General features: G+C 40.3%; 21 protein-coding genes, 1 tRNA gene and 1 pseudogene. 21 read left to right on the top strand and 2 right to left on the bottom strand.

Annotated elements, in window-relative coordinates; all coding sequences use genetic code 11:
• The 6 genes from ABLA85_RS16060 to ABLA85_RS16035 all read left to right on the top strand — a co-directional run.
• Positions 1–472 (top strand): hypothetical protein (locus tag ABLA85_RS16060; RefSeq protein WP_367965383.1); only part of this gene is annotated, 472 nt, incomplete at its 5' end.
• Position 473: 1 nt separating this feature from the next.
• Positions 474–1,208 carry an SDR family NAD(P)-dependent oxidoreductase gene (locus tag ABLA85_RS16055; RefSeq protein ID WP_367965382.1) on the top strand — a complete coding sequence of 245 codons (735 nt, stop codon included), beginning with the start codon at positions 474–476 and terminating at the stop codon, positions 1,206–1,208.
• 33 nt (positions 1,209–1,241) lie between these two features.
• On the top strand, positions 1,242–2,603 hold the full coding sequence (locus ABLA85_RS16050; RefSeq protein WP_367965381.1) for an aldehyde dehydrogenase family protein: 1,362 nt from the start codon (positions 1,242–1,244) through the stop codon (positions 2,601–2,603).
• Between the two features lie 44 nt (positions 2,604–2,647).
• Entirely contained in the window at positions 2,648–3,766 is a 1,119-nt protein-coding gene (locus ABLA85_RS16045; protein WP_367965380.1) for a hypothetical protein, read from the top strand.
• Between the two features lie 58 nt (positions 3,767–3,824).
• Positions 3,825–4,247 carry a carboxymuconolactone decarboxylase family protein gene (locus ABLA85_RS16040; RefSeq protein WP_367965379.1) on the top strand — a complete coding sequence of 141 codons (423 nt, stop codon included), beginning with the start codon at positions 3,825–3,827 and terminating at the stop codon, positions 4,245–4,247.
• Between the two features lie 100 nt (positions 4,248–4,347).
• On the top strand, positions 4,348–4,785 hold the full coding sequence (locus ABLA85_RS16035) for a MauE/DoxX family redox-associated membrane protein (protein ID WP_340621014.1): 438 nt from the start codon (positions 4,348–4,350) through the stop codon (positions 4,783–4,785).
• A gap of 114 nt (positions 4,786–4,899) precedes the next feature.
• Here the strand turns inward: ABLA85_RS16035 and ABLA85_RS16030 are convergent.
• Positions 4,900–5,060, bottom strand: a pseudogene (locus ABLA85_RS16030) (IS30 family transposase); the annotation flags it as partial.
• Between the two features lie 260 nt (positions 5,061–5,320).
• On the opposite strand from ABLA85_RS16030, the gene ABLA85_RS16025 reads away from it, so the two are divergent.
• Positions 5,321–6,061: an ester cyclase gene (locus tag ABLA85_RS16025; RefSeq protein ID WP_367965378.1), complete on the top strand. Its 741-nt coding sequence runs from the start codon at positions 5,321–5,323 to the stop codon at positions 6,059–6,061.
• A 509-nt stretch (positions 6,062–6,570) separates the two neighbouring features.
• Entirely contained in the window at positions 6,571–7,626 is a 1,056-nt protein-coding gene (dinB, locus tag ABLA85_RS16020) for a DNA polymerase IV (RefSeq protein WP_367965377.1), read from the top strand.
• A 70-nt stretch (positions 7,627–7,696) separates the two neighbouring features.
• Here the strand turns inward: dinB and pepD are convergent, their stop codons facing one another.
• Positions 7,697–9,157, bottom strand: coding sequence for a beta-Ala-His dipeptidase (pepD, locus tag ABLA85_RS16015; protein ID WP_367965376.1), 1,461 nt, complete (start codon positions 9,155–9,157; stop codon positions 7,697–7,699).
• A gap of 259 nt (positions 9,158–9,416) precedes the next feature.
• Between pepD and gpt the strand changes: the two genes are divergently transcribed.
• The 13 genes from gpt to ABLA85_RS15950 all read left to right on the top strand — a co-directional run bounded on the left by gpt (position 9,417) and on the right by ABLA85_RS15950 (position 24,203).
• Complete coding sequence (gene gpt, locus ABLA85_RS16010) at positions 9,417–9,872, top strand: xanthine phosphoribosyltransferase (protein ID WP_367965375.1); 456 nt, start codon at positions 9,417–9,419, stop codon at positions 9,870–9,872.
• A gap of 175 nt (positions 9,873–10,047) precedes the next feature.
• Entirely contained in the window at positions 10,048–11,295 is a 1,248-nt protein-coding gene (frsA, locus tag ABLA85_RS16005) for an esterase FrsA (protein ID WP_367965374.1), read from the top strand.
• Positions 11,296–11,368: 73 nt separating this feature from the next.
• Entirely contained in the window at positions 11,369–11,758 is a 390-nt protein-coding gene (crl, locus tag ABLA85_RS16000) for a sigma factor-binding protein Crl (protein ID WP_367965373.1), read from the top strand.
• Positions 11,759–11,986: 228 nt separating this feature from the next.
• Complete coding sequence (gene proB / locus ABLA85_RS15995; protein ID WP_367965372.1) at positions 11,987–13,093, top strand: glutamate 5-kinase; 1,107 nt, start codon at positions 11,987–11,989, stop codon at positions 13,091–13,093.
• A 10-nt stretch (positions 13,094–13,103) separates the two neighbouring features.
• Positions 13,104–14,357 carry a glutamate-5-semialdehyde dehydrogenase gene (gene proA / locus ABLA85_RS15990; protein WP_367965371.1) on the top strand — a complete coding sequence of 418 codons (1,254 nt, stop codon included), beginning with the start codon at positions 13,104–13,106 and terminating at the stop codon, positions 14,355–14,357.
• 178 nt (positions 14,358–14,535) lie between these two features.
• Positions 14,536–15,066 carry a shikimate kinase AroL gene (gene aroL, locus ABLA85_RS15985; RefSeq protein WP_367965370.1) on the top strand — a complete coding sequence of 177 codons (531 nt, stop codon included), beginning with the start codon at positions 14,536–14,538 and terminating at the stop codon, positions 15,064–15,066.
• 144 nt (positions 15,067–15,210) lie between these two features.
• Positions 15,211–17,358 carry a bifunctional acyl-ACP--phospholipid O-acyltransferase/long-chain-fatty-acid--ACP ligase gene (gene aas, locus ABLA85_RS15980; protein WP_367965384.1) on the top strand — a complete coding sequence of 716 codons (2,148 nt, stop codon included), beginning with the start codon at positions 15,211–15,213 and terminating at the stop codon, positions 17,356–17,358.
• 4 nt (positions 17,359–17,362) lie between these two features.
• Positions 17,363–18,559: a lysophospholipid transporter LplT gene (gene lplT / locus ABLA85_RS15975; protein ID WP_367965369.1), complete on the top strand. Its 1,197-nt coding sequence runs from the start codon at positions 17,363–17,365 to the stop codon at positions 18,557–18,559.
• 25 nt (positions 18,560–18,584) lie between these two features.
• Positions 18,585–19,088 carry a nicotinamide-nucleotide amidase gene (gene pncC / locus ABLA85_RS15970; RefSeq protein ID WP_367965368.1) on the top strand — a complete coding sequence of 168 codons (504 nt, stop codon included), beginning with the start codon at positions 18,585–18,587 and terminating at the stop codon, positions 19,086–19,088.
• Between the two features lie 124 nt (positions 19,089–19,212).
• Positions 19,213–20,289: a recombinase RecA gene (gene recA, locus ABLA85_RS15965; RefSeq protein ID WP_367965367.1), complete on the top strand. Its 1,077-nt coding sequence runs from the start codon at positions 19,213–19,215 to the stop codon at positions 20,287–20,289.
• 314 nt (positions 20,290–20,603) lie between these two features.
• Positions 20,604–23,231 (top strand): alanine--tRNA ligase, encoded by a 2,628-nt coding sequence (gene alaS / locus ABLA85_RS15960; RefSeq protein ID WP_367965366.1) that lies wholly within the window; start codon positions 20,604–20,606, stop codon positions 23,229–23,231.
• A gap of 247 nt (positions 23,232–23,478) precedes the next feature.
• Complete coding sequence (gene csrA, locus ABLA85_RS15955) at positions 23,479–23,664, top strand: carbon storage regulator CsrA (protein WP_010845367.1); 186 nt, start codon at positions 23,479–23,481, stop codon at positions 23,662–23,664.
• A 446-nt stretch (positions 23,665–24,110) separates the two neighbouring features.
• A tRNA-Ser gene (locus ABLA85_RS15950) sits at positions 24,111–24,203 on the top strand.
• The last annotated feature ends 26 nt before the right edge of the window (positions 24,204–24,229 follow it).

Genomic DNA, 24,229 nt, shown 5'->3' with positions numbered 1-24,229 from the left:
ATTTGAACACCGAATTAATAACCACTTGATGACTGAAAAAAATCGGATGAATGGTTATTGGTTAACCGGTGATTTAGTTTACCGTACACGCGACGGTTTTTTTTACCACGTTGATCGTACATCAGATTGGATTAACACTCCTGATGGTCCACTTTATAGTACTCAATGCGAAGAATGGCTGTTGAAAAACATTGATAGTATTTTTGATATCAGCATCGTCTCAATTTCTATGCCTGATAGCACTCAACAGATAACCGCTATCGTCGAATTAAAAGCAGAATACAGAATATCCCCAACCACGCTACTACGGGAAATTAATTATTATAACCGAAAAAAACAATGGCCATTAATAGATAATATTGTGTATGAATCTGCCAATAAATACCTGGGCGTAACAGGAAAAAAACTCAAGAGAAAAATTAGAGACTGTATTCCTGAGAATGATTTAATCATAACTAAAGAAGGAAATTAAGATGAATAAAACATGTTTAATTACAGGAGCTAATAAAGGTATTGGGTTTAAAATAGCAGAAAAATTAGGTGAGCGAGGCCACCGGGTCATACTTTCAGGTCGTAATATATCAGCTCTTGAAAAAAGCGTTTTACAATTAACCCAACTGGGAATTACTGCCGAGCTATTACATTTGGATGTTACGGACCAAGAATCTATAAAATCTGCTGCAAATTTAATGCTTAGTAATAATACAACTATTGATGTGCTTATCAATAATGCAGGAATCTTTTTGGATTCAATTCAAAAACCCAGCGAAACATCTCTGGATAGTATTCATAACACTCTAGAGGTCAATTTGATCGGTCCCTGGCTTGTCACTCAGGCATTTTTACCTTTACTCCAACGCTCAAAAGAAGCCAGGCTGATTTTTATATCTACTGATCTGGCTGCCTTATCTCAAGCCGCTAATCCCCATTCAAAATACAACAAGGTTGAAGGTCCGGCCTATCGCACCTCTAAAGCAGCCTTAAACATGCTTGCTTTACAATGGGCCAAAGAGCTGCGCGATTCGAATATCTCTGTCAGTGTATGTAGCCCAGGTTGGTGCAGAACCACTCTAGACAGTCAAATTGATTCACGACAAGCCCCTAATTCTGCTGCTGACGGTGCTGATACTGCTGTTTGGCTCGCTTTAGATAAAGACAGAACACAACATGGGCATTTCTATGCATCTCGTCAACCTATCAATTGGTAACTTTATAAAATAAACAATATTGAGGATAATATCATGACAAAAAAAGAAAATATTAATATCTCTGATCACCAAGCTGAAACAACTCTTTATATAGATACATTAATTTACCAGGGAAGGGAGGCTCAAAAAGAGATTGAAAAATGCTCAGATGAAGAGATTGATAATGTTCTGCACGATTTAGCTAAAATCTTTTCCTCCCGCTGCCGTCAATGGGCCGAAAAAGAGCTTGCTGTAACACATATCGGCAATGCTGATGATAAAGAACACAAATTAGCATTAGTCGTTAATCAAGTATTTAAAGGATTATATGGCACCAAAACCTACGGTCGCCTTGATGGCAGCCAAAGACTCATTGAATATGCCAGTTCGGTAGGATTGATATTTGCTGTTGTTCCATTAACCAATCCAATTCCAAATTCACTTTTCAAAATCATGCTTTCTCTCAAAACTCGCAATGCTATCATTTTCAGCTATCCCTCCAAAACAGATAAATTAGCCAGTGAATTTATTCAGTTAGTACAACAGACTATTGTTTCCCATGGTTTGCCGATTTCATTGATTCAGGTTTGTACACCGCCAAGTCACGATAAAACTCATATGTTAATGCAGCACCCTGGTGTAGATATGATCCTTGCTACAGGGGGGAAAACAATAGTCCATGCAGCTTACAGTTCAGGTAAGCCAGCATTTGGTGTGGGGCCTGGCAATGTCCCGGTTTATATTGGGCGATCCGCTAATATCAAAAAAGCTGCTGCCAATATTGTTAAGGGAAAAATGTATGATAATGGTATTGTTTGTGGCTCAGAAAGTAATCTTATAACACATCCTGCCTGTAGAAATGACCTGATCATAGCTTTAGAGGCAGATGGTGCAGCTATCTTGACAGCCAGTGAAATTGAACAAGCTATCCAAATGTTATTTAACCAAGAGACCCAATATCTGAATCGGGAAAATATTGGCCTTAATGCCGCATCATTGGCAGAAAAAGCTCATATATCGCGCAATTATCCAATTAAATTGCTTGTTATACCCGCTGAATTAGGGAGATATGATTTTCTCAGCAATGAAAAAATGGCACCAATATTAACGTTATATACTGCCAATGAAGAAAATGGTATTGACCTCTCTTATTCGTTAATTTGTAAAGAAGGCGCTGGTCATACAGCCGTAATACATAGTGAAGATCCCGATGAAATTCATCAATTCTCGCTCGTTATGCCTGCCGGGAGGATTTTGGTGAATACTGCGGCAACACATGGCATGCTTGGAGAAACAACTGAGCTCCCTATATCATTTATGCAAGGTAGCGGAACTTTTGGCAGCACCCATACGACTGATCCGATCATCTGGAAACACTTAGTCAACATTAAACGTGTTGCGTATGGCTTACAATGATGTATCTGAATCTTTCAAATTTAAATAATTTGGGAAGAAAATAAATGAAAATACAATGTATTGGTGCAGGCCCTGCCGGATTAGTGTTTGCCATTCTTACAAAAATGCATAATCACCATCATGAAATTGTTATATATGAACGTCACCTACCAAACGTTACAACCGGGTGGGGGCTTACACTTTCTGAATCAATTTTACAACAATTAGCCAAAATTGATCCTATTATTGTTGAACAACTCAGGTCTCATGTTTTAACGTTAAATTATATTGATATTCACATTAGAGGAAAGATAATCCGCTCATCTAGGCAACAACTTCTTGCGATCAGTCGATTAAATATGGTCAATATTCTGAGAAAAAGAGCACAGGATATTGGTATCAAAATACATTATAATATTTCATTAAAATATGAAGATCTTATTAAGCTCTCCGCTGATCTGACGGTTATAAGTGACGGTTCCAACAGTAAAATAAGAAATCAATTAGAAAATAAATTTAATACAGTACTTCATGAAGGAAATAATTTATATTTATGGTTAGGAACTTCACAACTCTTTAATAATACCTTTAATTTTATTTTCGAACAAACAGAAACAGGTTGGTTTTGGGCACATTGTTTCAAGTTTGAGAAAAATTGTTCTACGTTTATTGTTGAATGTTCATATGAAACCTGGGTAAAAACAGGATTTTTATATATGGATAAAAAGCAAACAATAGATTTTTTGGAAAAAACTTTTTACCGACATTTACATGGCCATCCATTAAAATTCAATGATATATTTAGAAAAAAAATCTATTGGCGTCGTTTTGTTTCTCCCGTAAGCAAAATTTGGTATCACGATAAGAAAGTTTTGCTAGGAAATGTTGCTCATTCTACACATTTTTCTATCGGCTCAGGAACAAAGTTAGCAATAGGAGATGCAATTGCACTAGCGGAAAATTTAAGATCATGCAATAGATTAGATCTGACCAACCTTGCACATTACCAACAGCGCCGGCAAAATGAATCATTAAATTTACATATAGCAGCAAAAAACTCTCAATCTTGGTTTGAAAATGTTGAGTCATTAATTTCAAATGACTTTTTACAATTTTCTATCTCTTTACTTTTAAGAAGTGGTCGAATTTCACAAGATGATCTTTCTATAAATCTGTTACAATAATATATAAAGAGAATGTATTTTATATTTTCATTTTATAAAATAGTAAACAGAGGTTATAATGAATTACGCAAAAATATCCCCTAATATAATAAACCCATTGTATAAAAGTTATGATGAAATACAGAAAACTGAATTAGATCACTCGCTTATTCTTTTAGTTGAAATGCGAACCTCACAAATTAACGGTTGTGCTTACTGTTGTAGGCTCCATGCAGAAATGGGGCGTAAGCTAGGTATAAAAGAGGAAAAGTTCGATAAGTTACCAGGCTGGTTTAATTCCAATATCTATAGTCCAAAAGAAATATTGGCATTAGAATGGTGTGAAGCGCTAACAACAAGCATTAAGAAAAAAAATCTTGACCCTATCAGAAAACGTTTAGAAGAGGTTTTTTCAGAAAAAGAAATTGTTGATCTGACTGCTGCTATATCAGTCATGAATGCCTTGAATAGAATAGCAGTAAGCATTGGAGATAATGGGTAGTAAATTTCCATTATTTGCAACTTAGTTGATGTGTTAAATAATATATTCTATGAATATTATTTTCATAAGACATGATAGTTTCAAGACTAAAGGAAATCCTATGTTAAGTGGAAATCAATTAAGATATGCAATGTTAATCGCACGTTACTCACTTTCTATTGCATTTCTAGTCGCAGTTGCTGACAGACTGGGTTTTCATGGTGGATATGGTGAAGAGCAAATTACATGGGGTAACTTCACGGTATTCCTTGACGTTGTTAAACGTTTAAACCCTTGGGCACCTGATTTTATGATACCCATTTTGGGCTGGGGAGTTACTCTTCTGGAAATCATTTTACCAATATGCCTAATGGTAGGCTTTAAAATCAAAGAAAGTGCACTAATAAGTGCAATCCTGTTATTAATTTTTGCCATCGCAATGGCAACAACCGGCTTATTAAAAAGTGTGTTTGACTATAGTGTTTTATCTGCGTTTTCTTGTGCCCTTCTACTCTATTTTTTTGAAAAATTAAAAATGGGTGAAGATAAAATTATCTAAATTAATAGATCAAATAGTGATAATAACCAAATGGTACTGCATTGTGTAATACAGTACCAAAATTACTTTAATTATATTTAGATTCGGTGAGATTACATAATAAGTACAACATTGTTAATCTGGTAGTAAACGTGCTTGTATTTCCTTAATAATTCATTTGGTGTTTTAGCATGCTGTGTTTTTCTGGCGTAATCATTTAAGCGGTTTACAATAAAATTTATTTTCTGATCAGTTAATTCATTAAAATCAGTTCTCTTTGGAAAATATTGCCTGATTTATTTTGATTTCTCTTCATCTCCCGACTGATGGCAGGTGTGAATTTCGATTGAGTGACGCGGAAATAAAAAGATGTGAACAACCTGCTTTTTTTAAACTGGGAAAATGGTATCTTTCTGTTTCAGTCAGTTGTGTATAAGACATAGTGTATAGGACATAGTGTATTTCCCTGTGGTAGAAAAGATGCCTGTTATAGCAACTAACCGCTCTTTTGAAAAATAGCACTTATTAGTTTGTCAAATCTGCCAGGTATAACTTTATGACTACTAAACAAAGAGAAAAAAATATATCTAATGCCAAGTATTTTATGCACGAAGTTTGGGTTCTAAAAAATCCCACAGATAAATCAATAAAAATGATGGATAATGATACAATTATTGAAAGCCCTACCGGAACTTCAGTTGGCATTGATTCTTTTATAACACTATTGAAAATTTGGTACAGGGCTTTTCCTTATTTAGTATACAGAGAAAACAATATCAGCGCTCACAATAGAGATATTATTATTGATTGGGAAATTGAAGGAGAACATCTTGGTGAGTTTTATTCAATTTCTGCAACCGGAAAAAAGGTTAATTATCGGGGAACAACAAAAATTGTTTTCACTGATGGGAAAATTATCCATTATCACACAAAGACTGATATAAAAAATATTATTTTACAATTGACAAATTCATCATATTCTCCAGTTTTTGATATAAAAAATATTGAGGTATATAATTTAATCAATCAAATATTAGGACATCAATTGTCTTATCGGCAAATAGAGTGCCTTGCCCTTTCTACGTTAAATACGTCTATCAAAGATATTGCAAGGTTATTATCTATAGAAAACAGTACTGTACAGACTCACTTAAAAAGAGCATTCGAAGTCATTGGTATTAGTAATAAAAAAATGCTTATGGAGTTCATTATTGAGTGTCATGCGATTGAAATTATGGTTAGAGTTGGATTGTTTATAATAATTCGCATAAGAAGGAATAAATATTTTAAATATTAAACTACCCAATAATAATTTAATCTGAACTAAGCAATTGTGACAGACATTTGATAAAAATATGATCTCCAACCACCGTTAATGTTTCACGTCGGTCATGATTCGAACCAGGGAAAACGGGGCTAATTTATACTGCTGAAAAGCCCATCGTAAGAACTTTCAGCATATAGTCATTATCCCAGGTGACTTTCTGACGCTTGATTTTCAGGTTATGTATCCATAGAAATGCATGACCGAATTATTGGGTATTATCTGAACATTCATCACTATCAATAAGTTGGAATCATGACCCCAAATTACAATCTGTTTTTTGTTCTGATGAAAGTAAGTAATAAATTATTTTGATTAACCTGTTATTTGAAATAAATCTTTTATTAGACAGATAATTTAGATAGATAATAATAGTGAAATGCAGGTTGATATTTGCCTGTATGATAAAAATGGTTAAAAAAAGTAGCGCGTTATGATTTGTATCTGTATATTTATACAGTTTCTTGTCGTGGAGAGATCAGATGCGCAAGATTATTCATATTGATATGGACTGCTTTTTTGCTGCTATTGAAATGCGGGATAACCCATCACTTCGCGATATTCCTATTGCTGTTGGTGGCAGTGCTGACAGGCGAGGTGTTATCAGTACAGCGAATTATCCTGCCCGCAGTTTCGGCGTACACAGTGCTATGTCTACCTCAATGGCTTTGAAACTTTGTCCTCAATTGAAAGTGATTTCAGGACGTATGGCGTTTTATAAAGAAGTTTCTCAACATATCCGCCAGATTTTTTCCCGTTATACCGAATTGATTGAACCGCTGTCTCTGGATGAGGCTTATCTGGATGTAACGGATTGCCAATATTGTTATGGCTCCGCTACGTTAATTGCTAAAGAGATTCGTCAGGTCATTTTTGAGGAGTTGCAACTAACTGCTTCAGCAGGTGTTGCACCCGTTAAATTTCTGGCCAAAATTGCATCAGATATCAATAAACCCAATGGTCAGTATGTGATTGCTCCTGAACAAGTTGAAGAGTTTGTGAAATCTTTACCATTGCACAAAATTCCCGGCGTGGGAAAAGTAACGGCTAATCGATTATCGGGGATGGGTTTGGAAAGCTGTGTGGATGTGCAACGCTATGACAAGTTAGAGTTAATAAAAAAATTAGGGAAATTTGGCTTAGCGCTTTGGCAGCGTTGTCATGGTATTGATGAGCGCTTAATCAAGCCTGAGCGCTTACGTAAATCTGTTGGTGTAGAAAAAACACTGGCGCAGGATATTCATGATTGGCGTGAATGTGCCGAATTGATTGAACAACTTTACCCTGAACTGGAAAAGCGGTTGGGAAAGGTTAAGCCTGATCTCCGTATTGCTCGTCAGGGTATTAAATTAAAATTTGATGATTTTCAACTGACGACACAGGAACATGTTCATCCTCTATTAGATAAACAAGATCTGCTTAGGATTGCCAGACAGGCTTGGGACACTCGCAGAGAAGGCCGGGGTGTTCGGTTAGTTGGTCTGCATGTGACATTACAGAATCCACAACTGGAACGGCAGTTATTGTTGGAATGGTAATGCTGCCTGTTATGGGGGAAAGCGAGTAAGAAAGAATATTCCCCTGCTTGTGAGCAGGGGAATGCCGACATTACTCTTTCACCGGAATTGATTTCAGAATAGCAGTCAGCAATTGCCAATACTGACCAACACTCTTAATGTGAACCCTTTCATCAGGTGAATGTGCGCCACGAATGGTTGGGCCAATGGAGACCATATCCATATCTGGATACGGTTTTTTAAACAACCCACATTCCAGACCTGCGTGGATCACCATAATATTCGGCATGTTGTCGAATAATTGGTGATAAGTTTCGCGGACTAAATGCATAACCGGAGAATTGGCATCCGGCTGCCAGCCAGGATAACCACCACTTGCTGTTGTTTCTGCGCCAGCCAGTTTTGCCAGAGAATTCAGCATTTCGGTAACATAGTCTTTACCACTTTCAATTAATGAACGGATCAGACAGATAATTTCCACTCTGTCTGTTTCCATATTAACAACGCCTACATTCAGGGATGTTTCTACAACACCTTTAGCGACATCGCTCATACGGATAACACCGTTAGGCATGGTGTTTAACATACAGATAAAACGAGACTGGCAGTCTGCTGTCAATGCTGGTGATGAAGTTTCAATTTCGTCCAATAAGAGAGTCAAATTCGTATCAGCAACCGCATATTCATTTTTCAATATTTCTAAATAATCATCTTTTAATTGATGTAGCTTTTGGTGCTGCTCTGTTGGCACGGCAATGATAGTAGAACCTTCACGAGGAATAGCATTGCGCAGTGTCCCTCCTTGAAAGTGAATCAATTTCAGGCCAAGTTCTTCTGTATGTGTAGCAAGGAAACGAGCCAATAATTTGTTAGCGTTACCTAATCCTAAGTGGATATCACCACCAGAATGGCCGCCTTTCAAGCCTTTCAGTGTTAGTTGCAGAGTTTGATAGTTTGCTGGCAGAGATTCGCGGGAGAGTGTTATCGTTGAGACAAAATCAATACCCCCCGCACACCCCATATAGATTTCACCTTCTTCTTCTGAATCAGTATTTATCAGAATATCAGCTTGCAACCAGCCGGGTTGAAGGCCGAATGCACCATCCATACCTGCTTCTTCAGTCATGGTCAGTAAAACTTCCAGCGGGCCGTGTTTGACAGATTCATCTGCCAGTACTGCCAAGGCGGAAGCCATACCAATACCATTATCTGCCCCTAATGTTGTACCTTCAGCCGTTATCCAGTCACCATCAATGTAAGGACGGATAGGATCTTTCGTAAAATCGTGTTGTGTATCATTATTTTTTTGAGGAACCATATCAAGATGAGCTTGAAGCACAACCGCCTTGCGGTTTTCCATGCCTTTTGTGGCCGGTTTTCTGATCAGGATATTACCGACTTTATCGCGCTCAACATGGAAATTTCTGTTTTTGGCCCATTCAATGATGTAAGAGGCCAGTTCTTCTTCATGATAGGATGGGTGTGGAATGGAGCAAATTTTAGCAAAAATATCCCATAATGGCTGAGGGGATAGTGTTGATAATTCGGACACGTCAGATCTCCTGTAACTGCATCTTGATGGAATGGGAAATATATAATGTTTGACATCTAGGGGCTTTTATCATCTTGAGCTGCCCCAGTGTCTATGCTCTTTTCTGAGAATACCATTTTCTTGTGAATAATGCGCAATCAGGATATTCCTTGTTTTTGCTGGTTTTTACTTGCCTAACTCACTATAATCTCGCGCAACCTTTATTCCGCAATAATCAAACTCTTTTCTGAGATTTTCTTAGTTTCCAGGATCAAATTTTATGAGCGAAAAATATGTCGTAACGTGGGATATGTTGCAAATACATGCCCGTAAACTGGCACAACGTTTACTTCCCGCAGAGCAATGGAAAGGTATTATTGCTGTAAGTCGTGGCGGGCTTGTACCCGGAGCATTATTGGCTCGTGAACTGGGGATCCGTCATGTGGATACAGTTTGTATTTCCAGCTATGATCATGATAATCAACGTGAGTTAAAGGTATTGAAAAAAGCTGAAGGGGATGGAGAAGGCTTTATTATCGTTGATGATTTGGTTGATACCGGAAGCACTGCTCAAGCAATCCGTGAGATGTATCCAAAAGCGCACTTTGTGACGATTTTTGCCAAACCTGCTGGCCGCCCATTAGTGGATGATTATGTGGTTGATATTCCTCAAAACACATGGATTGAACAGCCGTGGGATATGGGCGTAATGTTTATCCCACCTATCTGTGAATAATAATTATACTATACCTCTTATCTTGCAAGTTGTTCTTTAATTGGTTGCGCTATTCTTCATAGCTACCCCAGTCATATAGTTACCTGTGCGTCTGGGGATTTTTCTCTTGCTACTGCAATGCAACTCGAAATCTATTGGGTATTTTTGTGATAAGCAGTAATAAATTTCTTTTGCCATGACTAAACATAACCTTTCAGAATCGCTGTTTAAACCTCAGGTTAAACAGCGGGAAACTTCTACATTGGTAAAATACGTTTGTCCACAAGTGATTGATGCCAGTAATAAAGTATTCAGTGGAGAGCGCCGGGAACGCTGGTATCGCATGATTAACTGGCTTGCTTGGATCTGGAGGGGGATCAATCCGCTGGAAATTCAAGATGTTCTCAGCAGGATTGCGGTGACAGATGCTGAACGCAGTCATGACCATTTATTGGACACAGTGGTTGGCTATCGTAAAGGGAATTGGGCCTTTGAATGGTCACAACAGGCCATGTTCTGGCAGCAGAAAGCACAGCATGCTGAACAGGGATCTGAAGCCAGTGAGTGTTGGTTAAAAGCTTCAATGTTATACAGCATTGCTGCGTATCCCCATCTGCGTGGTGACGAATTAGCAGATCAGGCTGTTGCCATGGCTAATAAAGCTTATGAAAATGCAGCACATTTCTCTGATTATCAGTTGAAAAAACTGAAATTTCAGGTAGAAGAAGGTAAAACCGTTACTGGTTTACTGCATATTCCTCCAGATGTTCAGGAACCGTGTCCGACAATACTTGTTTGTGCCAGCCTTGATAGCCTGCAAAGTGATTGCTGGCGATTGTTTCGGGAACATTTCTCACCGCTAGGTTTTGCAATGCTGACAGTGGATATGCCCTCTGTAGGCTATTCAGCCAAGTTTACATTGACACAGGATACCTGCGCTCTTCATCAACAAATATTGCAACAATTAAAAACTGTTCCGTGGATTGACCATACAAGAGTGGGCATTTTTGGTTTTCGTTTTGGTGCCAATATTGCTGTTCGTCTCGCGTATCTGGAGCCTCATCTTATTAAGGGAGTGGCTGTGGTCAGCCCGGTTGTTCATGAACTGTTGCATGATGAAAAGTTGCAGCAGAAAATTCCGTCAATGTACAAAGATGTACTTGCAAGTCGTCTGGGCGTTTACCATGTTGATGAAGCTGCTCTGCGTTTAGAGCTGAGCTGTTATTCTTTGAAAAATCAAGGATTACTGGGGCGTCGCTGTTCTGTGCCAATGTTTTCAGTATATTGGAAAGATGATATTTTCAGTCCAAGAGAAGACTCAAAACTTATTGCTAGATCATCAATGGATGGTTCTTTATTGGCAATTCCGTCAACGCCTGTCTACAGTGGTTTCAGTAAAGCATTACACGAATCAAGTGTATGGTTGAAAGATAAAGTTGACTAAACTTAAATTTAATAGTTGAAATTTTTTAATCATTTGATACAAATGTGCTTCTGTTTATAAAGGAGGCCTTTGTATGACTGTACCCGCAAGTTATTCCAGAAATAAGTTATTAAAGAGTTTTTCTGCATTAGGACCCTACTTACGCGAACTAAAATGCCAAAATGATTACTTCTTTTTTGATTGTCTGGCTGTCTGCGTGAGTGCAAAAGCAGTACCAGAAAAACGAGAGTTTTGGGGATGGTGGTTAGAATTGGAATTACAGGAAAAAGGGTTTGTCTATAACTATCGGATAGGTCTATTTGATAAACATGGTGAGTGGCAACCAATGAGTATCAAAAAAGAAGCTGATCTTAAGCATCTTGAATCAACATTGCAGGCGTTTCACAAACGTCTGTCCGATTCTCTTGATACCTTCAAACTGACGCTAATTCCATCCGACAACACTGTCACTCCTCAGATCTAAATTTGGTATGAATTTGTTTTATACCCGATAAATCTTAAGTTATATCAGGATCATAAATAAATGGAATCAATAAGAAGTCAACTTGATAATTAAGGGTATAAATCAACTTTTTTTGAATTTTGCGTTATGCCAGTTGGCATGACGCTTCTCTCCTGCTAAAACTGAGCTCTGTTTTTTTTAATTTATTGTGTCTTATTTATTTTTCAAATAAATGGTAATGGCAGGAATATGATGAATGACAGTCAAACATTGGTTGTAAAACTGGGGACGAGTGTACTGACTGGTGGTTCCCGTCGTTTAAATCGTGCCCATATGGTGGAGTTGGTTCGGCAATGCGCGCAGCAACATGAGAAAGGTCACCGTATTATTATTGTAACTTCCGGTGCCATTGCCGCAGGCCGGGAACATCTTGGTTATCCAGAACTGCCGGCGACAATTGCTTCAAAACAGTTGCTTGCTGCTGTAGGACAAAGCCGGTTGATCCAATTATGGGAGCAGCTTTTCTCCATTTATGGCATTCATGTCGGCCAAATGTTGTTAACCCGAGCAGATCTGGAAGATCGTGAACGTTTCCTGAATGCAAGGGATACACTTCATGCACTACTTGATAACCAGATTATCCCTATCATTAATGAGAATGATGCAGTTGCAACAGCAGAGATCAAAGTGGGTGATAATGATAATCTTTCTGCTTTGGCGGCAATTCTGGGTAGTGCGGATAAATTGTTACTTCTGACAGACATTGAAGGGCTATATACTGCCGATCCCCGTAATAATCCTGATGCGGAACTTATTCGTGAAGTGCACGATATCAGCGATGAACTCAAAATGATGGCCGGGGACAGCGTTTCAGGTCTTGGAACTGGCGGTATGGCAACAAAACTTCAGGCCGCAGGTGTTGCAGGTCGTGCCGGAATTGATGTGATTATTGCTGCGGGCAATAGAGCCAATGTCGTTGCTGATGTGATTGAAGACAAATCGGTTGGTACACGTTTCCATGGCTTGACCAGTCCGATGGAAAATCGTAAGCGCTGGATCTTCGGTGCACCTTCTGCGGGAGAAATCATTGTCGATGATGGTGCAGAATCCGCCATTCTTGAGAAAGGCAGCTCCTTATTGCCGAAAGGGATAAGAAGTGTTGCAGGTGACTTTTCCCGCGGTGAAGTTGTCCGCATCTGTAGCTTATCCGGCAAGAAGTTAGCCCATGGTGTATGCCGTTACAACAGTGACGCTTTACGCTTGATTGCAGGTCACCATTCACAGAAAATCTGCCAGATATTGGGTTATGAATATGGTGCAGTTGCTGTGCACCGTGATGATATGATCGTAAGTTAAGGATTCCACCATGCTAGAGCAGATGGGAAAAGCAGCTAAAGCAGCATCATGGCAACTGGCTCAATTGGGCACCAGTCAGAAAAATCAGGTGTTGAGTCATGTTGCTGATTTACTTGAGCAGGAAACAGAAGAGATCCTTGTTGCTAATCAGCACGATATGGAACAAGCCCGTCAACAGGGTATGAATGAGGCATTGCTTGATCGGTTATTGCTGACCCCTGAACGGTTGAAAGCGATTGCTAATGATGTGCGTCAGGTTTGTCGCTTGGCTGATCCTGTGGGGCAGGTGATGGATGGACAACTGTTGGATAATGGCTTGCAATTGAGCCGTTGCCGTGTTCCCCTTGGTGTAATTGGCGTAATTTATGAAGCTCGTCCCAATGTTACTATTGATGTCGCATCATTATGCTTGAAAACAGGGAATGCCGTGATACTACGTGGTGGTAAGGAAACCCATCATACCAATCAGGCAATGGTAAAAGTGATCCAACAGGCATTAGAACAAAGTGGTTTACCTGCCGCGGCGGTTCAAGCGATTAATAAACCTGATCGTGAACTGGTTGCCGAATTATTGAAAATGGATCGCTATATCGACATGCTGATCCCAAGAGGTGGCGCCGGGTTGCATAAACTTTGCCGAGAACAGTCCACTATTCCGGTTATCACTGGAGGAATTGGCGTTTGTCACACGTTTGTTGATGAACATGTGAATTTCGAAAAAGCGTTGGAAGTTATCACCAATGCAAAAGTTCAACGCCCAAGCGCCTGTAATGCTTTGGAAACTCTTTTGGTGCATGAGAAGATAGCCGCTGACTTTCTGCCGGTATTAAGTGTCAGAATGAAAGAGCAGGAGGTAACACTGCATGCAGGGGCGTCAGCTATGGCATTACTGAAAGATGGCCCGGCAAACGTTTTTGAAGTGGCAGAAAAAGACTATTGCGATGAATGGTTATCATTGGATATGAATGTAGAAATTGTCAGCGATATTGATAAAGCTATTGAACATATCCGTACTTATGGTACAGCCCATTCGGATGCTATTTTGACAGAATCTTTACAGCATGCGGACTATTTTATTCGTCATGTGGACTCTTCGGCTGTATATGTAAATGCCAGTACACGTTTTACTGATGGCGGCCAGTTTGGTTTAGGGGCAGAGGTTGCTGTCAGTACCCAGAAACTACACTCCAGAGGTCCAATGGGACTGGATGCATTGACGACTTATAAATGGATCGGTTACGGAGATTACCTTACCCGTCGTTAATGGCGATATCCTGTTTTAGTAATTTTTAAATCAGAAAAAGTCACACTTACCATTAAGTGTGGCTTTTAATGTGGTAATAATAGTGTGGTAAAAATATATTTTTACGAAAGTGTAAACAATTGGTTACTATACTTTGTATTCAACTTTAATGGCTCAGACCTTCAGGAAAAACAACACAATGAAGCAAACTCTATTTATCGTAGGTGCACGTGGTGCAGGGAAGACGACAATAGGTAATTTGTTGGCTGAAGTGTTAGCGTATAAATTTGTTGACACCGATGAAAATATTCAGATTTCATGTGGGATGACTATTGCTGACCTCGTTGAGCAACGTGGTTGGGACTATTTCAGGAAGTTGGAAAGCCAAACATTAAAAGCTGTCAGCCAGAAAAACTGGGTCATTTCTACAGGGGGTGGAATGGTATTAGCCGCCGAGAATCGGCAGCATATGCGGCAAAATGGCATTGTGATTTATCTGCAAGCCCCGGTAGAAGTTCTGATAGAGCGGTTATCTCATAATCCAGAAAATTCACAGCGCCCTAGCCTGACTGGGAAATCTATAACGGAAGAAATAGCCGGAGTGTTGGCAGAAAGAGAACCACTATATCGTGAATGTGCACATTTTATTGTCGATGCTACCTTACCAATAGAAAATACTGTCCTTGATATAAAAAGTTATATTTTGAGGCAATACAAACAGATAATTTGATATATTTTTTTATTTTTACGTTTATTTTTTATATGAGTAATAAATTCTATATCTCAGATCATTTATACCTCTTATAGTATCACTCTACTTATTACTCACTTTAATTTTATTTAATTATATTGAGATATGGATTGAGATATGGATATGCTCTTAAAGTTTCTGCGATTACTTGTGCGTGTGCTCTTTAGAGTTACAGTAGAAGGTGATGATAAGCATCTCAAACACCCCAAATGTATTATTACTCCCAATCATATTTCCTTTTTGGATGGTCTTCTAATTGGGCTTTTTCTGCCGGTGAAACCCGTATTTGCCATTTATTCTAATATTGCGACACGGAGCTTTCTTAAATTTATTAAACCCCATGCGGATGTTGTTCCTTTGGATCCAACGAATCCGATGGCAATTAGAACGCTGGTTAAAGAGATCGATAATGGGCGGCCTATTGTAATTTTCCCTGAAGGCCGGATCACGGTAACGGGCTCTTTGATGAAAGTTTATGATGGTGCAGCGTTCATTGCAGCCAAGTCAGATGCTAAAGTCGTGCCTATCCGTATTGATGGTGCAGAACAAAGTATCTTTGGGCGTTTGAAAGGTGTTATGAAACTTCATTGGTTCCCCAAAATTACCATCAAGATTTTACCTGCCATAGATTTTCCGATGCCTGATGCTCCAGATTCGTCACTACGTCGCCGTTTGGCGGGAGAAAAACTACATGCTGTCATGATGGATGTGAGAATGCAGACACGTCCGAAAGAGACGTTATTCAGTGCTTATCTGACAGCTCAAAAGCGTTTTGGTCGTTTTAAATCCTGTATTGAAGATATTGCACTGAAAGAAGATAGTTATCACACGCTACTGAAAAAAATATTGGCAGTCAGTCGGATCTTAGAACGTTTTACTCAGGAAGGTGAAAGAATAGGATTTTTACTGCCTAATGCTACTGTTATGGCGGCTGCTATATACGGTGCATCGCTGAGAGGACGGGTTCCGGCCTTATTGAACTATACGGCGGGAATCAGTGGTGTTAAAAATGCCATACAAGCGGCGACAATCAAATCCATTGTAACTTCTCGTCAATTTCTGGAAAAAGGGCAGTTAACCCATTTGCCTGAGCAGGTAACAGAAGCGAATTGGATCTATCTTGAAGATCTGAAAGAGACCATCACATGGGACGATAGGCTTTGGATATTCTGGCACTTAATTTTCCCAGCCAAAGCAATTCTGCCTTCACAGAAACCAGAAGATGAGGCGCTGATCCTGTTTACTTCTGGTTCTGAAGGTGCACCAAAAGGGGTTGTGCATAGTCATGCCAGTTTATTAGCTAATGTTGAGCAAATTAAAACGATAGCAGACTTTACTCCACAGGATCGCTTTATGTCATCTTTGCCCCTGTTTCATGCCTTTGGGCTGACAGTCGGGTTATTTACCCCTTTGATGACGGGAAGCCGTGTATTCCTTTACCCAAATCCACTGCATTATCGTGTTATTCCTGAAGTGGTCTATGACCAAAACTGTACGGTTCTGTTCGGAACCTCAACTTTCCTGGGTAACTATGCCCGTTTTGCCCACCCTTATGATTTTGCCCGCTTGCGCTATGTCGTTGCAGGTGCAGAAAAACTGTCAGAAAACACCAAATGTGTTTGGCAGGATAAATTTGGTATCCGTGTTCTGGAAGGTTATGGCGTGACTGAATGTGCTCCTGTTGTGGCAATTAATGTCCCGATGGTTGCCAAAGTAGGTACAGTTGGACGGATTTTGCCGAGTATGGAAGCGCGTTTACTGCCTGTGCCAGGCATTGAAGAGGGCGGACGTCTGCAATTACGTGGCCCGAATATCATGAAAGGTTATCTGCGGGTTGAGACTCCGGATCGTCTTGAACCACCCGCAGCAGAAGATATTGAAGGGAATCTACAGCTTGGTTGGTATGATACAGGTGATATTGTCTCTATTGATGAAGAGGGTTTTTGTACGATTAAAGGGCGTGTGAAACGTTTTGCTAAATTGGCAGGTGAAATGATTTCTCTTGAAGCTGTAGAGCAAATTGCGTCAAGGATCTCACCGGATGCTCTGCATGCAGCAACAGCCAGAAGCGATTACAGTAAAGGTGAAGCTCTGGTGCTGTTCACGACAGATACGGTTCTGAACAGAAATGCGATGTTAGTTATTGCACGCGAAATTGGCATGCCTGAACTGACAGTTCCACGCGATATTCGCTATGTGCAGCAATTACCTTTACTTGGCAGTGGCAAACCTGATTTTGTCACATTAAGAGAAATGGCAGAGCAGGAGTAAGGAAATGAATGGGATTGTGGAGACACAACCATTGTTAAGTCGAGGAATGAAGGCAGTTTTATTATCCCAGTTTCTGTCTGCTTTTGCTGATAATGCACTATTCTTCGCTATATTAGCTCAATTGAAGGCTGAGTCTTATCCGGGATGGAGCCTGCCAGCCCTACAAATTGTTTTCGTGCTGACTTATATTGTACTTGCTCCCTTTGTGGGGCAAGTTGCTGATCGGTTTTCGAAAGGCCGGGTTATGCTCTTTTCCAATGGCATCAAATTACTGGGTGCTATCAGTATCTGCATTGATATGAACCCTTTTCTGGGATATACCCTTGTGGGAATTGGAGCAGCAGCTTATTCACCTGCTAAATATGGAATCTTGGGCGAATTGACTGATGGTAGGCATCTGGTCAAAGCTAATGGCATGATGGAAGCATCAACAATTGCAGCGATTCTGATTGGTTCTGTAGCCGGTGGTTTTCTCTCTGATTTCAGTCTGTTTCTTTCATTAGGGTTATGCGCCTTCATGTATGGTGCAGCTGTGATAGCCAATATCTATATTCCTCGTTTAGCGGCAGCCCGTCAGGGGAAAGGTTGGGCTCTCAAAGCAATGCTGGTGGATTTTATTGCTGTGACTTCCGCCCTTTGGCGAAACTCGGAAACCCGTTTCTCTTTAGTTGGAACTAGCCTGTTCTGGGGAGCGGGTGTTACTCTTCGCTTTTTGTTGGTTGCATGGGTCCCTATCGTTCTGGGAATTGAAGGTCATACAACGCCGACCTTAATGAATGCAGTTGTTGCGATTGGTATTATTGTAGGCGCGGGTTTGGCTGCAAGGTTTATTACATTGAAAACTGTGCGTCACTGTATGCCTGCCGGAATTTTGATCGGTGTTATTGTTATCATTTTTGCTATTCAACAATCAATATGGCATTCATACTTAATCCTGATTACGCTTGGTGTGTTCGGTGGTCTTTTCGTCGTGCCATTGAATGCATTGTTGCAGGAACATGGGAAACATGAGATGGGAGCCGGTAAAGCTGTTGCGGTACAGAATCTTGGTGAAAACAGCGCAATGCTGATTATGCTAGGGTTGTACTTAATTTCCATCATGTCAGGAATGTCCGTCATTGCTATAGGTATTGGGTTTGGTATCTTATTTTCTTTGGCAATCGGCGGGTTATGGATTTGGGATCTGCTTCGGAAAAATTAATTTCTTATAGAGTTAAAGGCGTACTATGGATGAAAAAATCCTGAATCAGCTTAGTATTGAAATTGGGAAAAGGTTACGCCAGAAACAATTATCCATAACCTGTGCAGAATCCTGTACAGGGGGATGGATCGCTAAGACGATCACAGATATTGCTGGCAGTTCAGCCTATTTTAATCGTGGTTTTGTAACTTATAGTAATGATGCCAAGCATGAAATGCTGGGAGTATCGCATGTGTCTCTGGCTCAGTTTGGCGCAGTCAGTGAGCAGGTTGTTAAAGAAATGGCTTCAGGGGCGTTGGAAGCCGCTAAAGCAGATTTTGCTATTTCAGTCAGTGGCGTAGCAGGGCCAGACGGTGGCAGTGAAGAAAAACCAATAGGTACAGTCTATTTTGGGTTTGCTGTTCGTGATGGTGAAAATATATACACGAAATCATATCGTCGGCTTTTTACTGGTGATCGTTACGCTGTACGGCTCCAGTCAGTTATTTTTTCTTTAAAAACATTGCTGGAAGAAATCATAAAAAATTAACTTGATACTGTATGATTATACAGTATAATTGGTTTCAGCACTTTGATTATATAAACATGGTATCAGAAACAGTTTATCAGCAGTGAGGCAGCCCCTTCACTTCATTGCTTACGAAGGAGTAAACATGGCTAACGATGAAAACAAACAAAAAGCACTAGCAGCGGCACTGGGCCAAATTGAAAAACAATTTGGTAAAGGTTCTATCATGCGTCTGGGCGAAAACCGTTCAATGGATGTTGAAACCATTTCTACTGGCTCACTGTCACTAGATATTGCTTTAGGTGCGGGCGGTTTGCCAATGGGGCGTATTGTTGAAATATACGGGCCTGAATCTTCCGGTAAAACAACGCTCACCCTTCAGGTTATTGCTGCTGCTCAGCGTGAAGGCAGAACATGTGCTTTTATTGATGCTGAACATGCCCTTGATCCGGTTTATGCCAAAAAATTGGGTGTGGATATTGATAACTTATTGTGTTCTCAGCCTGATACTGGTGAACAAGCGTTAGAAATTTGTGATGCTTTGTCACGTTCTGGTGCCGTTGATGTTATTGTAGTGGACTCTGTTGCTGCGTTGACACCAAAAGCAGAAATCGAAGGTGAAATCGGTGATTCACATATGGGGCTGGCGGCTCGTATGATGAGCCAGGCTATGCGTAAGCTGGCAGGAAACCTGAAAAACTCCAATACATTACTGATCTTTATTAACCAGATTCGTATGAAAATTGGTGTAATGTTTGGTAATCCAGAAACTACAACCGGTGGTAATGCACTCAAATTCTATGCATCTGTCCGTTTGGACATCCGTCGTACTGGCTCTGTGAAAAACAGCGATGAGGTTATCGGTAGCGAAACTCGTGTGAAGGTGGTTAAGAACAAAGTTGCTGCACCTTTTAAACAAGCTGAATTCCAAATCCTGTATGGTGAAGGTATTAATACTTATGGTGAGCTTATCGACTTGGGTGTTAAACACAAAATGGTGGAAAAAGCGGGTGCATGGTACAGCTATAACGGTGATAAAATTGGTCAGGGTAAAGCTAATGCCACAATTTACCTGAAAGAGCATCCGGAAGTTGCGTCTGAACTGGATAAAAAACTGCGTGAATTGCTGTTGAATAATGCAGGTGGATTCAGTAGCGCTGCTTCTGATTATGTCACTGATTATGAAGACAACGTCGAAGAAGTGAATAACGAAGAGTTTTAATCACTTTTCACTTTGTGAGCACAAATTGTTTCCGTCAAAAACCACATCCCGTTTGGGTGTGGTTTTTGCTTTTATGTAGGAATAAATACGATTGGAAACGATTGCATCGAAACTGGTCTGACAAACAGACTTTCAGAAAATGCCCAGACGAATTACAATGCTGAAAAGCGAATGGATTTATATGGGATTTTACTTCTTATGGAAGACACTCTATCTTAACCCTATTTTAATGTGTTCGTGAGTTGAAATGGTGATGAGATATACCACCTCAACCATCCATAATTCTGTTTTTTCAGCTTGATTTCGGGACAATTATGAGCAAAAGCACCGCTGAGATCCGTCAAGCGTTTCTTGACTTTTTTCACACTAAAGGGCACCAAATAGTACCAAGTAGTTCGCTGGTGCCAACCAATGATCCAACATTGTTGTTCACCAACGCGGGAATGAACCAATTCAAAGATGTTTTTCTTGGGTTGGATAAAAGGCCTTATACTCGAGCAACAACGGCTCAGCGCTGTGTTCGTGCTGGTGGCAAGCACAATGATTTAGAAAATGTTGGTTATACCGCTCGTCATCACACTTTCTTTGAAATGTTGGGTAACTTCAGTTTTGGTGATTACTTCAAGCAAGATGCGATTAAATACGCTTGGGAATTGCTGACAGGAGCAGAGTGGTTCAATCTGCCAAAAGAGAAATTGTGGGTGACTGTCTATGAGACAGACGATGAAGCCTACGATATCTGGAGCAAAGAAGTCGGTGTTCCAGCAGAAAGAATTATTCGCATTGGCGATAATAAAGGTGCTCCTTATGCGTCAGATAACTTCTGGCAAATGGGGGATACAGGCCCTTGCGGTCCTTGTACAGAAATTTTTTACGATCACGGTGAACATATTTGGGGTGGGCCTCCAGGTAGTCCGGAAGAAGACGGTGACAGATATATTGAAATCTGGAATATCGTTTTCATGCAGTTTAACCGTCATGCAGACGGTACAATGGAATCTTTGCCAAAACCTTCCGTTGATACTGGCATGGGCTTGGAGCGTTTGGCTGCGGTATTGCAGCATGTGAATTCCAACTATGAAATTGATGCGTTCCGTGATCTGATCGCTACAGTAGCAGAAGTGACGGGTGCAACTGATCTCACTAATAAATCCCTACGTGTTATTGCTGACCATATCCGTTCATGCTCATTCCTGATTTGCGATGGTGTTATTCCATCGAATGAGAACCGGGGTTATGTGCTTCGCCGTATCATTCGCCGTGCTATCCGTCATGGCAATATGTTGGGAGCTAAAGAGACATTCTTCTACAAGTTGGTTGCTCCATTGATCAAAATTATGGGGGCAGCAGGTGAGGAACTGCAACGTCAACAGTCATTAGTTGAGCAGGTATTAAAAACAGAAGAAGAGCAATTTGCCCGTACTTTGGAACGTGGCCTGCAATTACTGGATGAAGAACTGGCGCAACTGTCTGGTGATACCTTAGATGGTGAAACTGCTTTCCGCTTATATGACACCTATGGCTTCCCTCTTGATTTGACTGCGGATGTTTGTCGTGAACGCAATATCAAGGTTGATGAAGCGGGCTTTGAGACTGCAATGGATAGTCAGCGTCGTCGTGCTCGTGAATCCAGTGGTTTTGGTACTGATTACAATGAAGTGATCAAAGTTGATAGCCACAGCGATTTTTCTGGTTATGAACATAACTCTCAGAAAGCGGCTGTAATGGCGATTTACCACCATGGAGAGCCAGTTGAGCAACTTCATGCTGGCGAAGAAGCGATCGTCATACTTGATAAGACGGCTTTCTATGCTGAATCAGGCGGACAAGTCGGGGATACAGGTAAGCTCTCCTGCGGTGAAAGTACATTTGAAGTTGTTGATACCCAGAAATATGGTCAGGCAATTGGTCATATTGGTAAATTGACAAATGGTAGTCTGAGCGTTAATGGTACAGTTGATGCCAAAGTTGATGCAGTGCGCAGAGATACAATTCGTTTGAACCATTCTGCTACTCACTTATTACATGCAGCATTGCGTCAAATTCTGGGAGAGCATGTTTCTCAGAAAGGTTCTTTGGTAAATGATAAGTATCTGCGTTTTGACTTCTCCCATTTTGAAGCGATGAAGCCAGAACAAATTCGTCAAGTAGAAAATCTGGTAAATGGAGAAATTCGCAAAAATTTACCAATTGTTACAGAATTAATGGACTTGGAAACAGCAAAAGCCAAGGGTGCTATGGCACTATTTGGTGAAAAGTATGATGAGCAAGTACGTGTATTGAGCATGGGCGATTTTTCTACTGAGTTGTGTGGTGGAACTCATGCAAGTCGTACCGGTGATATCGGGTTGTTTCGTATTATCAGTGAATCGGGCACAGCCGCTGGGATCCGCCGTATTGAAGCAGTTACAGGGCAAACTGCACTGAATTCTATTTATCAGCAAACTGAATTATTGCAAGATATAGCTCATTTGATGAAGGGGGATATCAGCAGTCTGAGTGAGAAGGTGAAAACGACGCTGGATAGAACGAAACAATTGGAGAAGGAGTTGCAACAGTTGAAATCTCAGCAGGCAGCTCAAGAAAGTTCTTCTTTAGCTAACCAAGCGAAAGATATCCAAGGTATTCGTCTACTGGTGACACAGTTGGGTGAAGTTGAACCGAAAATGCTCAGAACGATGGTTGATGATCTGAAAAATCAATTAGGATCCGCAATTATTGTGCTTTCTACTGTGACTGGTGATAAAGTCTCCCTAATTGTTGGTATAACAAAGGATTTGACTGCTAGAATAAAAGCGGGTGATTTAATCTCTTTTGTTGCCCAACAAGTTGGAGGTAAAGGAGGAGGACGTCCTGATCTAGCTCAGGCTGGTGGGACAGATGTAGCAGCTCTTCCTTCCGCATTAGCTAGTGTAGAAGAGTGGGTAACATTGCGGTTGTAGTTAATATTGCCGTGATAGTAGTGGCACCATGAAACTGTCTTTTTGTGGTGCCAAATGTTTTTTGTTGTGAAATTGTTGAAACGTTGGGCACATACTTATATTTTAGCTATCCTATAGATATAGGAAATGTGTTCAAAACTGCTTATACTTTAAGTAGATATCATAGCTTTACGTTTTCACGGTGTTTGATGGATAATAGCGGGGAAACCTAGAGACCCGACTCTTTTAAATTTTCAAGGAGCAAAGAATGCTTATTCTGACTCGTCGAGTTGGTGAAACGCTCATGATAGGCGATGAGGTAACAGTTACAGTACTGGGAGTTAAAGGCAACCAAGTTCGAATTGGTGTGAATGCACCCAAGGAAGTTTCTGTTCACCGTGAAGAAATTTATCAACGGATTCAGGCAGAGAAGTCTCAGCCTACAACTTTTTAATTCAAGAATGGCGTCCATGCTTTTTTTAAACTTGGGCGCTACTCTACTTCCTCCCTTTCTTAATGAACACATGGTTTATCTTTTTTCGTTACCTTAATTCTATTTTCCCACATCTTTTTATTTTCTATCTGTTGAAAAGACATCATTCATGATGTCATAGCAGGGAATAATTTTTTCCATCAATTTTTACGGATCTCAGGGAGTTTCACTGTCGATAAAACAGACTTTTAGATGTTAATCTCATCATTATGTGCGCAAAGTATTCAAACGGAAAAAAGTTGCGAAAAATTGTTTGACTTATCAGGCTGGGAAAGTAATATGTGCGCCATCGCAACGACGACGAGCTTTAAGAAAAGCTTCTGAGTAAGATTCAGAAGTAAAGGTTCAAAAAGTTTTGAGGTGAAAGTTTCAATTCTAGAGCTTAAGTCAAGAGTTTTAAAGCGTATGGTGAGGTGGCCGAGAGGCTGAAGGCGCTCCCCTGCTAAGGGAGTATGTGGTTAAGAGCTGCATCGAGGGTTCGAATCCCTCCCTCACCGCCATTTTGCAACGCATCCGTAGCTCAGCT

The organism is Xenorhabdus sp. SGI246 (assembly GCF_040838225.1).
GTDB classification, from domain to species: Bacteria; Pseudomonadota; Gammaproteobacteria; order Enterobacterales; family Enterobacteriaceae; genus Xenorhabdus; species Xenorhabdus indica.
The sequence above is the reverse complement of the archived record's forward strand: the minus strand, read 5'-3'. Positions and strand labels throughout refer to the sequence as shown.